Raw genomic sequence first — 11,367 nt, forward strand, 5'->3', positions numbered from 1 at the left:
CGGCCGGCTTGAGGTGCGCCGGCCCAACTAGAGATTTCGGATCGCCGTCGCCCGTACCCCTCGTACCGGACGTCAACGGCCGGGCCCGTTGGTCGGCGGGCCGGTGTGACGTACAGGGTGGCAAGTTCCACGGAAAATTGAACTTGCGTTTCACAGAGTGAGACGGGAGTATCGACGCATGGACAACAGTAGCGGCGTCGGCGTTCTGGACAAGGCAGCCCTTGTCCTGGGCGCTCTGGAGTCCGGACCCGCGACCCTCGCAGGCCTTGTCGCGGCCACCGGACTGGCAAGACCCACAGCCCACCGCCTGGCGGTGGCCCTTGAGCACCACCGCATGGTGGCGCGTGACATGCAGGGCCGTTTCATTCTCGGCCCGCGCCTCGCGGAACTCTCGGCGGCGGCCGGCGAGGACCGCCTCCTCGCGACGGCGGGCCCGGTGCTCACGCACCTGCGGGACGTCACGGGCGAGAGCGCCCAGCTCTACCGCCGCCAGGGCGACATGCGCATCTGCGTCGCCGCGGCGGAGCGGCTCTCCGGACTGCGGGACACGGTTCCGGTGGGCTCCACCCTCACGATGAAGGCGGGCTCGTCCGCGCAGATCCTGATGGCCTGGGAGGAGCCGGAGCGCCTGCACCGGGGCCTCCAGGGCGCCCGCTTCACGGCGACGGCCCTGTCGGGCGTCAGGCGCCGCGGCTGGGCCCAGTCGATCGGCGAGCGGGAGCCGGGCGTCGCGTCCGTCTCCGCGCCCGTACGCGGCCCCTCCAACCGCGTGGTGGCCGCGGTCTCGGTCTCCGGGCCGATCGAGCGCCTCACGCGCCACCCGGGCCGGATGCACGCCCAGGCGATCATCGACGCCGCGGGCCGCCTCTCCGAGGCCCTGCGCCGCACCGGTTGATCGGGTTGCCCCAACTGCCCTTACATTCCCCGCCCGTTCCCGGCCGGTCGCTCCAACGCCGCAGCGACCGGCCGGAGTTGTCCACTCCTGGCTTCAATTTCCGTGCTTCAACTCCCGTACGTGTGGCCGCACATGTCACGGCATACGAAAAGGCCCTTCCCGACTTCGGGAAGGGCCTTGATCGTTCGCGAGTACCCCCGACCGGATTCGAACCGGCGCTACCGCCTTGAGAGGGCGGCGTGCTAGGCCGCTACACAACGGGGGCCTTGACCACTTACGTGATCAGCTGGTCTACCAGGACTCGAACCTAGAATGACGGTACCAGAAACCGTAGTGTTGCCAATTACACCATAGACCACAGAAGTTCAAGGCCTTGCGGCCTGCGAACTCAGTGCGTACCCCCGACCGGATTCGAACCGGCGCTACCGCCTTGAGAGGGCGGCGTGCTAGGCCGCTACACAACGGGGGCCCTAGCGATCCTGCATTGAAGTCAGTGGGTGCGACCCGAACTGTCCTCACGGGAAGGATCTGTACCCCCGACCGGATTCGAACCGGCGCTACCGCCTTGAGAGGGCGGCGTGCTAGGCCGCTACACAACGGGGGCTTTGTGGACGCCATATCCACGGTTGCAGATGAGCTCTGCGAGCTGGCCTACCAGGACTCGAACCTAGACTAACGGAACCAGAAACCGTCGTGCTGCCAATTACACCATAGGCCACCGAAGCGCCACCCCCGAGGGGATCTTGCTTGGCTTGCGCTTCCGGGACCCGGGCTTTTCGGCCCGCTCCCCTTGGCGCAGAAAGAACATTACCCGAAGGTGGACTGCGCTCCAAAACGGGTATCCCCGGCCAACAGCGCAGGCAGTTGCCCGAGCCCTGTGATGCGTACGAGTTCGGGCCTGCCGCCCAGTTCAGCGCGGTCGAGCCAGATTCCGCTCAGGCCCGCGTCGACGGCTCCACGGGCGTCCGTGTCGGGCTGATCACCGATGTACGCGATCTCGTGAGGTTCCAGGGAGAGCTCCTCGCAGACGGCGTGGAAGGCGGCCGCTTCGGGCTTGGCGACGCCGAGTTCGGCGGCGCACAGGACGGCCTCGAAGCGGTCGCGCACGCCGAGTACGCGGAGCTTGCGGTCCTGGTTGTGCAGCGAGGAGTTGGACAGCACCGCGTGCCGGTAGCCGTCGGCGAGGGTGTCGAGGGCCGGGACGGTGTCGGGGAAGAGGCTCCACGCGGCCTCGTAGTGGCCGAGGTAGCGGGCGAACCAGCCGTCGGCCTCCTCGTCCTCCATGACGCGCCCCACGAAGCTGCGCACGCGGTCCCTGCGCTGCCCCTCCCAGTCGGCCTCCCCCGCCTCGAACCGGGCCCAGTGCTCGCGCGTGGCGGCCCGCCACCGCACGAGCGCCTCCTCGACGCTCCCGAAGCCGTCGAGCAGCCCCTCCGCGTCGAGGTGGGCCCGCATGCCGACGGTGTCGGCCGTCGCGTAGTCGAAGATCGTGTCATCGATGTCCCAGACGATGGCCTTGATGCCAGTGCCCAGGGCCTTGATCGCGGTGCTGTGCGGCATGTCATGACCGTAACGCCGAAAGACCCGGAAGCGGTCGGCTTCCGGGTCTTTCAAGAGCTACACGCACAGACGGCTACGCGCGCGTGGTCACGCGGTGAGCTTCGCCAGCGCTGCGTCGATGCGGGCGAAGGTCGTCTCCTTGCCCAGGATCTCCAGGGACTCGAAGAGGGGCAGGCCGATCGTGCGGCCGGTGACGGCCACGCGGACCGGGGCCTGGGCCTTGCCCAGCTTGAGGCCGTGGGCCTCGCCGGCGGCCAGGACGGCCTCCTTGAGGGACTCGGGCGAGTTCCAGTCGGCCGCGTCCAGCTTCTCGCGGGCCGTGGCGAGGAGGGCGTCCGAGCCCTCCTTCATGGCCTTCGTCCAGCTCGCCTCGTCGAAGACCGGCTCCGGGAGGAAGAGGAAGTCCACGTTGTCCGTGATCTCGGAGAGGACCTTGAGGCGGGTCTGGGCGTGGGGGGCGATCGCCGCCCACTTCGCCTCGTCGAAGTCCTCCGGGGCCCACGGCGCGAAGGGGGCCTTCAGCCACGGGGCGCAGCGCTCCGCGAACTCCTTCGGGTCGAGCAGGCGGATGTGGTCGCCGTTGATCGACTCGCACTTCTTGAGGTCGAAGCGGGCCGGGTTCGGCTGGACGTCCTTGACGTCGAAGGCCGCGACCATCTCGTCGATGGAGAAGATGTCGCGGTCCGCCGAGAGGGACCAGCCGAGGAGGGAGAGGTAGTTGAGCAGGCCCTCCGGGAGGAAGCCGCGCTCGCGGTAGAGGTTGAGGCTGCTCTGCGGGTCGCGCTTCGACAGCTTCTTGTTGCCCTCGCCCATGACGTACGGGAGGTGGCCGAACTCGGGCACCAGCTTGGCGATGCCGAGGTCCTTGAGCGCCCAGTAGAGGGCGATCTGGCGCGGGGTGGAGGAGAGCAGGTCCTCGCCGCGCAGGACGTGGGTGATCTCCATCAGGGCGTCGTCGACCGGGTTGACGAGCGTGTACAGCGGAGCGCCGTTGGCACGGACGATGCCGTAGTCCGGGACGTTCTCCGGCTCGTACGAGATCTCGCCGCGGACCAGGTCGTTGAACGTGATCCGCTCGTCGGGCATGCGGAAGCGGACGATGGGCTTGCGGCCCTCGGCCTCGTACGCGGCCTTCTGCTCGGCGGTGAGGTCACGGCAGTGGCCGTCGTAGCCGGAGGGCTTGCCGGCGGCGCGGGCCGCCTCGCGGCGCTCGTCCAGCTCCTCGGTGGAGCAGTAGCAGGGGTACGCCCTGCCGGCCTCGACGAGCTTGTCGGCGACGTCCTTGTAGATGTCCATCCGCTGGGACTGGCGGTACGGCGCGTGCGGGCCGCCGACCTCGGGGCCCTCGTCCCAGTCGAAGCCGAGCCAGCGCATCGCGTCGAGGAGCTGCTCGTACGACTCCTCGCTGTCGCGGGCCGCGTCGGTGTCCTCGATGCGGAAGACCAGGGTGCCCTGGTTGTGGCGCGCGAAGGCCCAGTTGAACAGGGCGGTGCGGACCAGGCCCACGTGGGGGTTACCGGTGGGCGAGGGGCAGAAACGGACACGTACGGAGGAGGAGGGGACGGGTGCGCTAGCCACGCTTGACAACCTTGTTGGTGAGAGTGCCGATGCCTTCGATGCTGACGGCGACCTCGTCGCCGACGCTGAGCGGGCCGACCCCTTCCGGGGTGCCCGTGAGGATGACGTCGCCGGGGAGCAGCGTCATGGCCTCGGAGATGTTGACGACCAGGTCCTCGATGGACGTGATCATCTGCGACGTGCGGCCGAGCTGACGCTGCTGGCCGTTGACCGTGCACTGGATGGTGAGGTCGGAGGCCTGCTCCAGGGAGAGGTCGGTCTCGACCCAGGGACCCAGCGGGCAGGACGTGTCGAAGCCCTTCGCCCGCGCCCACTGCTTCTCGCGCTTCTGTACGTCGCGTGCGGTGACGTCGTTGGCGGCCGTGTAGCCGAAGATGACGTCCTTGACGCGCTCGCGCGGGACCTCGCGGCACATGCGGCCGATGACGACGGCGAGCTCCGCCTCGTGGTGCAGCTCCTCGGAGAAGCCGGGGTACTGGATCTCGGCGTCCGGGCCGATCACCGACGTCGACGGCTTGAAGAAGGCGAAGGGGGTGTCCGGGACCTCGTTGCCCAGTTCCTTCGCGTGCTCCGCGTAGTTGCGGCCGAAGGCGATCACCTTGTTCGGGAGCACGGGGGGCAGCAGCCGGACCTTGCTGACCGGGACCTTCGTACCGGAGAGTTCGAAGTCCGCGAACGGGATGCCCTTGATGATGTCGAGGACGAGCTCGTCTGGCTTGTCGCCCTCGACCGCGCCGAAGGCGACGTTCCCGTCGATGGAGAATCTGGCGATGCGCACGGTCTGCTGCGCCCCTTTATTTTCTGGCGTTGGCCCGGGTGGGATGTGACAGAGCCAGGCTAACGCGGTGGGGCCTGCGCCGTCGGCCCGGTTGTTACGCCGCCGGGGCGGTCTCCGGCGCCTTCATCAGGATCGTGCGCTTGGGGTTGGCCGTGTTCGTGGGGAGCGTCGCCGCGTGTTCCGGGACGGCCGGCGCGGCCTGGATCTCGTCGGCGTCCGCGAGGTGCGCCAGCGTCGTGCGCCGCGGGTTGGCAATGTTCTGGAACATCATCGTCTTCGTCATGACTGTGCTCGGGAACCTTCTCCGTAGTCTGATGTGCAGTCTGGTGGGCCATCCCTTTTCAACGTCAGGCTAAACATCTGATTCCCGCCGAAAGCCGGGAAGTTGCGATCACCCGCATGTGAGTTTGCTCACGGGGTACCTCGCAAATAGGACACTTCGGGCCACCAACTCCCGTCCGCGAAACGGACATTACGCGACTGAAGCCACTATTCCGCTCCCGATCACGGCGACCGGGACACCCCCCTGGCGTACGCGGAAAGTCCCGTAATGACCGGGTTGAAGCAGGTCGAGTCGCACGCCCCGTGACTCTCCTCTTACGTCGCGTCACGCAGGGTGCGGCAGGCCCCACGGGCCTTGTTGGAGATCCTGCACTGTGCTGGAATCGCGTGGACCGCCGCAGGTACAGAACCGGCGCGCACGGGCGCAAAGCAGCGCCGAGCAGCGGCGGAGAGGGGGAACCAGCGCCGGTCACTCACGACCAAGGGGGACGTTTCAGGTCGCCCCCCGAACGACGCCGACACCGTCTTGTCCGTGCTTACGGGCGGGGCGCCTGGTCCAGAGGTTGCGACGCTAGTGCAGGGACGTAAGAACAGGGATGGCAGCGCTGCGGCGGAGCCGGAGCCGCGCGGCGGGACCGGCCCGACAGCCGGCGGCACCCGGCCCCCGCACGCCCAGAACCCGGGACGCACCGCGTCCGTCGACACCTCGGAGGCCGACGGCAGGAGCGGCGCCTCCGGCTCGGGCACGCCGTCATCGGCGAAGCCCAAGGGCCCCACGGGGCCCGGTTCGCGGATGGCGCTGCGCAACTGGCGCATCTCGACGCGCCTCGTCTCGCTGCTCGCGCTCCCCGTGGTCGCGGCGACCTCGCTGGGCGCGCTGCGCATCGCCGAGTCCCTGAACGACATCCAGCAGCTCGACAACATGAAGCTGCTGACCGAGATGACGAAGCAGGCCACCGAGCTGGCGTCGGCGCTCCAGGAGGAGCGCGACCAGGCCGCGGGCCCGCTGTCGAACGGCTCGTCGACGAGGGACTTCAACGTCAAGTCGACGCGGGAGAAGACCAACCGCGCCCAGACCACGTTCCTGCAGAGCACCACCGACATCAAGGCCGACGGCGAGACCGGCAGCCTCAACGGTGTGCGCGAGCACGCGGTGCAGATCGCCAGCGAGCTGAACACCCTCAGCAAGATCCGGCAGGGGGCGTACGAGGACAGGTCGAACTCCTCGCAGACCGTCGACTCCTACAGCCGGATCATCGACGAGCTGCTCTCCCTGTCCACGGACATGGCGCAGGCGACCAGCAGCCCCGAGATGATCCAGCGCACGCGTGCGCTGGCGGCGTTCTCCTCCGCGAAGGAGTACGCGTCGGAGCAGCGCGCCATCATCGCGGCCGCGCTCCCGCCCAACAGCTCGCGGTTCGGGAAGCTCTCCGAGACCGACCGCCAGTACGGGCTCGCCGCGGCCGAGAACCAGAAGTCGCAGCTCCAGTCGTTCAAGGCCGTCTACGGCGCCGTGCCCGCGCAGGAGCTGCTGAAGCCGATCGAGGAGAACAACTCCACGATCACGGCCGCGGACACCTACGCGAACCGCGTGCTGCAGAAGACCGACGGCATCAAGACGCAGGACAAGCGCTCGTACAAGGACTGGGTCGACGCGGACACCACGCGCATCCAGGAAATGTCCAAGATCGAGCTGACGCTGCTCAATCAGATGGAGCAGCAGGCCCGCGAGCTGCGCAACGCCTCCGAGCGCTCGGCCATCATCAACGGTGCGCTGATCCTGCTCGTGCTCGGCGTCTCGCTCGTCGGCGCCTTCGTCGTGGCCCGGTCCATGATCCGCTCGCTGCGCCGGCTCCAGGACACCGCGACCAAGGTCGCCCAGGACCGCCTGCCCGAGCTGGTCCGTGAGCTGTCCGAGTCCGACCCGCAGGACATCGACACGTCCGTGGAGTCGGTCGGCGTGCACTCGCGCGACGAGATCGGCAAGGTGGCCGCGGCCTTCGACGACGTGCACCGCGAGGCCGTGCGTCTCGCCGCCGAGCAGGCCCTCCTGCGGGGCAACGTCAACGCGATGTTCACCAACCTCTCGCGCCGTTCGCAGGGCCTCATCCAGCGTCAGCTCTCCCTCATCTCCGAGCTGGAGTCCCGCGAGGCCGACCCGGACCAGCTGTCGTCGCTGTTCAAGCTCGACCACCTCGCGACCCGCATGCGCCGTAACGGTGAGAACCTCCTCGTTCTCGCCGGTGAGGAGCCCGGTCGTCGCTGGACCCGGCCCGTGCCGCTCGTCGACGTGCTGCGTGCCGCCGCGTCCGAGGTGGAGCAGTACGAACGCATTGAGCTGGCCGCCGTGCCCGCCACGGACGTCGCCGGTCGCGTCGTCAACGACCTCGTGCACCTGCTCGCCGAGCTGCTGGAGAACGCGACCTCGTTCTCCTCGCCGCAGACCAAGGTGAAGGTGACCGGTCACGCGCTGCCCGACGGGCGTGTGCTGATCGAGATCCACGACACCGGCATCGGCCTCTCCCCCGAGGACCTCGCCGCGATCAACGAGCGGCTCGCGTCGCCGCCCACCGTGGACGTCTCGGTGTCGCGTCGCATGGGTCTGTTCGTGGTCGGCCGCCTGTCGCAGCGCCACGGCATCCGCATACAGCTCCGCCCCTCCGACTCCGGTGGTACGACCGCGCTGGTCATGCTTCCCGTGGATGTCGCGCAGGGCGGCAAGAAGCCTTCCGGCAAGGGCGGCCCCGGTGGTTCCGGTGGTCCGGCCGCCGCGCAGGCCGCGGCCGGTGTCGCCGCCGCGCGGCGCGGCCAGGCTCCCGGCAACGCCGGTGGTCCCGCCGGTCTCCTCGGCGGTGGCTCCGGTGCCCCCGGCGGGCGGCCGCAGGTCGGTGCCGGTACGGGTGGGCCGCGTGCGGCGCTGCCCGGGCGCGGCGGTGGCCCGCAGGCGCCGGTCGGTTCCGCCGGCGGTCCTTCGGGTCCGTCCGGTCCTTCCAACCCTTCCGGTCCCTCCGCTCCCGACGCGTTCAGCAAGGGGCAGGCGCCCGGCGGTCCCGTGCCGCCGCAGCAGCGCACCCACAGCGACCCCAACGAGCCGCGTGGCCGGCGCCCGGTGCTGCCCCCGCGCGGTGGCCCGCGTGCCGAGCTGCCGGGTGGCAACCCGCAGCCCCGTACGCCGAGTTGGAGCGACGAGAACGCGCAGCCGAACCTGGACGCTCCGCGCGGTCACGACGAGCCGGACTCCACGGCCCAGTTCCCGCGCGTCCGCGACGACCGCCAGGGTCCGCCCCGGCAGGGTGGCCGCGGCCCGGCGCAGGACTCCGGCCAGTTCGTCCGCTCGGACGTCTTCGGCCCGCGTGACGGCAACACCGGCGGCCCCGACGCGGCGAACGGCTTCCGGGACGGCGGCCTGACCGGCCGTCAGGACCCGTCCGCCACCGGCCAGTTCGAGCAGCCGCAGGGCGGCCCGTCGGGCACCGGCCGGCACCAGCGTCCGCAGGACCCGGGCACCGATCGGTTCCCGCGTGTGCAGGACCCGTCCGCCACCGGTCAGTACGACCAGCAGCAGGGCGGCCCGTCGGCCACCGGCCGGTTCGCGCAGCCGCAGGGTCCGTCGTCCGGCGCGGGCCAGTTCCCGCGCTCGCAGGACCCGGCCGGCACCGGCCAGTACAACCAGGCGCCGGGCGACCCGTCGGCCACCGGTCAGTTCCAGAACCCGCAGGAGCCGTCGAGCACCGCCCAGTTCCCGCGCGTCCAGGACCCGTCCGCCACCGGCCGGTTCAACCAGCCGCAGGACCCGTCCGACAGCGGCGGCTTCCCCCGCCCGCAGGACCCCTCGTCCGGCACCGGCCAGTACAACCGGCCGCCGAGCGACCCGGCGAACACCGGCCAGTACGCGCAGCCCCAGTCGCCCCAGGCGCCCCAGGGCCGCTCGGCCACCGGTCAGTTCGAGTTCACGCCCCCGAAGCCGCCTCAGCGCAACGGCGCTCAGGGCCAGGGCATCCCGGCGCAGCCCTCGCAGGAGGACTTCCTGCCGCCGGGCGACAACTCGGGCGGGGACGGCCGTACGCCGCTGTACGACACGCTGGAGACGAACTGGTTCCACGGCCAGAACGGCCAGAGCCAGGGTCAGAACCAGGGCCAAGGCCCGAGCCAGGGCCAGGGTCAGAGCCAGGGCCAGGGTCAGAGCCAGAACGGTCGGAACCAGAACGGCCAGGGCCGCAGCCAGGGCATGCAGTCGCCGGCCGGGCGCCCCGATCAGGGTCTCCCGCAGCGGCCGCAGGCCCAGGCTCCCTCGGCCGCCCCCTCGCGCCCCGCCGCGTCCCCGGACCCGGCCGAGGCCAACTGGCGGCAGTCACCGAACGACGACCTGATGCGCCAGGCCGAGCGGGTGCGCAAGCCCGCCGCGGGCGGCGTCACCCACTCCGGTCTGCCCCGCCGTGTGCCGAGGGCGAACCTTGTGGCGGGCACCGCTCAGGAGCAGCAGACTCAGACCGGTCCCCAGGTCTCGCGCGCGCCCGACGAGGTGCGCGGTCGGCTGACCAATCTCCGTCGGGGCATTCAGCAGGGGCGGCAGGCCGGCAACACCGGCAGCTACCCCCGCCCCACTCACCAGCAGGAGCGTTAGTTGAGCCAGATGAGCCAGGCGGCACAGAACCTGAACTGGTTGATCACGAACTTCGTGGACAACACGCCGGGTGTCTCGCACACGGTCGTGGTGTCCGCGGACGGGCTGCTGCTCGCGATGTCCGAGGGGTTCCCGCGCGACCGCGCGGACCAGCTGGCGGCCGTGGCGTCGGGTCTCACCTCGCTCACGGCCGGCGCGTCCCGGATCTTCGAGGGCGGCCCGGTGAACCAGACGGTCGTGGAGATGGAGCGCGGCTTCCTCTTCATCATGTCCATCTCGGACGGCTCGTCGCTCGCCGTGCTCGCGCACCCCGACTGCGACATCGGCCTCGTCGGCTACGAGATGGCGCTGATGGTCGACCGGGCGGGCTCGGTGCTCACGCCGGATCTGCGCGCCGAGCTCCAGGGCAGCCTGCTGCACTGAGGCCCGTAACGGCCGGTAACCCCGGCCACCCCCGCAGTCTGCTTCATCGGCAGCCCCGGAATCCAGTCAGCGCACGCAATCCCCACACCCCGATATTCCGCCGTCACAATCCCCCCACCGGCCCACCCTCAGACGGCAGGCCCCCGCACTTGTCGTCCCGCCCGGAGGATCCATGACCCCGCCCACCGACTCACACGACCCGTACGGCGCCACCGCCCACGCCGGGTACGGCTTCGAGGGCGACCAGCCCCTGGTCCGCCCCTACGCGATGACCGGTGGCCGGACCCGCCCGCGCTACCAGCTCGCCATCGAGGCGCTGGTGAGCACGACGGCCGACCCCGCGGCCCTGATGACGCTGCTGCCTGAGCACCAGCGCATCTGCCACCTGTGCCGCGAGGTGAAGTCGGTGGCCGAGGTCTCGGCGCTGCTGTCGATGCCGCTCGGCGTGGCCCGGATCCTCGTCGCGGACCTGGCCGAGGCCGGGCTCGTCGCCATCCACCAGCCGGGCGGCGACGAGGCCAACGGCGGTGCGCCGGACGTGACTCTGCTCGAAAGGGTGCTCAGTGGACTTCGCAAGCTCTGACGGTTCCGTGGGAACCGCCCGTGCCACCACCTCGGCGAAGATCGTGGTGGCGGGCGGCTTCGGCGTCGGCAAGACGACGTTCGTCGGGGCGGTCTCCGAGATCAACCCGCTGCGCACCGAGGCCGTGATGACCTCGGCGAGCGCCGGGATCGACGACCTGACCCACACCGGGGACAAGACGACGACCACCGTCGCCATGGACTTCGGCCGCATCACGCTCGACCAGGACCTGATCCTGTACCTCTTCGGTACGCCCGGACAGGACCGCTTCTGGTTCATGTGGGACGACCTGGTGCGCGGCGCGATCGGCGCCGTCGTCCTCGTCGACACCCGCCGCCTCGCCGACTGCTTCCCGGCCGTGGACTACTTCGAGAACTCCGGGCTGCCCTTCGTCATCGCCCTCAACGGCTTCGACGGGCATCAGCCGTACGCCCCCGAAGAGGTGCGCGAGGCTCTGCAGATCGGCCCCGACACCCCGATCATCACCACCGACGCCCGGCACCGCGCCGACGCGAAGAGCGGCCTGATCACGCTGGTGGAGCACGCCCTCATGGCCCGCCTGAAGTAGCGACGCCTGTCAAAAACGGTCAGATCTCGGTCAGCAAGTGGCTGGATCCATACGGCAGTTGTCGTAGCCCATTCGG

Annotated in this window: 9 protein-coding genes and 5 tRNA genes; 5 read left to right on the forward strand and 9 right to left on the reverse strand. The window is 70.1% G+C overall.

Annotated features, from left to right (window positions below; translation table 11 throughout):
* Window positions 1–178: 178 nt before the first annotated feature.
* Window positions 179–895, forward strand: a complete 717-nt coding sequence (gene ndgR / locus ACOKM3_RS14735) for an IclR family transcriptional regulator NdgR (protein WP_266714499.1) — start codon at window positions 179–181, stop codon at window positions 893–895.
* Window positions 896–1,087: 192 nt separating this feature from the next.
* Here ndgR and ACOKM3_RS14740 read toward each other — a convergent pair.
* The 9 genes from ACOKM3_RS14740 to ACOKM3_RS14780 all read right to left on the reverse strand — a co-directional run bounded on the left by ACOKM3_RS14740 (window position 1,088) and on the right by ACOKM3_RS14780 (window position 5,094).
* A tRNA-Glu gene (locus ACOKM3_RS14740) sits at window positions 1,088–1,160 on the reverse strand.
* Between the two features lie 21 nt (window positions 1,161–1,181).
* Window positions 1,182–1,253 (reverse strand) — tRNA-Gln (locus tag ACOKM3_RS14745).
* 38 nt (window positions 1,254–1,291) lie between these two features.
* A tRNA-Glu gene (locus tag ACOKM3_RS14750) sits at window positions 1,292–1,364 on the reverse strand.
* A 62-nt stretch (window positions 1,365–1,426) separates the two neighbouring features.
* A tRNA-Glu gene (locus ACOKM3_RS14755) sits at window positions 1,427–1,499 on the reverse strand.
* 42 nt (window positions 1,500–1,541) lie between these two features.
* Window positions 1,542–1,613 (reverse strand) — tRNA-Gln (locus ACOKM3_RS14760).
* Between the two features lie 89 nt (window positions 1,614–1,702).
* Entirely contained in the window at window positions 1,703–2,455 is a 753-nt protein-coding gene (locus ACOKM3_RS14765; protein ID WP_426900644.1) for an HAD family hydrolase, read from the reverse strand.
* Window positions 2,456–2,542: 87 nt separating this feature from the next.
* Window positions 2,543–4,042: a glutamate--tRNA ligase gene (gene gltX, locus ACOKM3_RS14770; RefSeq protein ID WP_426900646.1), complete on the reverse strand. Its 1,500-nt coding sequence runs from the start codon at window positions 4,040–4,042 to the stop codon at window positions 2,543–2,545.
* Complete coding sequence (locus ACOKM3_RS14775) at window positions 4,026–4,811, reverse strand: fumarylacetoacetate hydrolase family protein (RefSeq protein WP_426900648.1); 786 nt, start codon at window positions 4,809–4,811, stop codon at window positions 4,026–4,028. The genes gltX and ACOKM3_RS14775 overlap by 17 nt, the downstream gene beginning before the upstream one ends.
* Before the next feature lie 94 nt (window positions 4,812–4,905).
* Entirely contained in the window at window positions 4,906–5,094 is a 189-nt protein-coding gene (locus tag ACOKM3_RS14780) for a hypothetical protein (RefSeq protein ID WP_426900649.1), read from the reverse strand.
* Window positions 5,095–5,667: 573 nt separating this feature from the next.
* Here ACOKM3_RS14780 and ACOKM3_RS14785 point away from each other — a divergent pair.
* The 4 genes from ACOKM3_RS14785 (at window position 5,668) to ACOKM3_RS14800 (ending at window position 11,291) form a co-directional block, all read left to right on the forward strand.
* Entirely contained in the window at window positions 5,668–9,717 is a 4,050-nt protein-coding gene (locus tag ACOKM3_RS14785; RefSeq protein WP_426900651.1) for a sensor histidine kinase, read from the forward strand.
* Between the two features lie 9 nt (window positions 9,718–9,726).
* Window positions 9,727–10,140, forward strand: coding sequence for a roadblock/LC7 domain-containing protein (locus ACOKM3_RS14790; RefSeq protein ID WP_306318913.1), 414 nt, complete (start codon window positions 9,727–9,729; stop codon window positions 10,138–10,140).
* Window positions 10,141–10,312: 172 nt separating this feature from the next.
* Window positions 10,313–10,723 (forward strand): DUF742 domain-containing protein, encoded by a 411-nt coding sequence (locus ACOKM3_RS14795; protein ID WP_328632288.1) that lies wholly within the window; start codon window positions 10,313–10,315, stop codon window positions 10,721–10,723.
* Entirely contained in the window at window positions 10,704–11,291 is a 588-nt protein-coding gene (locus ACOKM3_RS14800) for a GTP-binding protein (RefSeq protein WP_266714485.1), read from the forward strand. Before ACOKM3_RS14795 ends, ACOKM3_RS14800 begins: the two co-directional genes overlap by 20 nt.
* Window positions 11,292–11,367: the final 76 nt, after the last annotated feature.

The sequence above is a fragment of the Streptomyces nidicola genome (assembly GCF_050106155.1).
Lineage (GTDB): Bacteria > Actinomycetota > Actinomycetes > Streptomycetales > Streptomycetaceae > Streptomyces.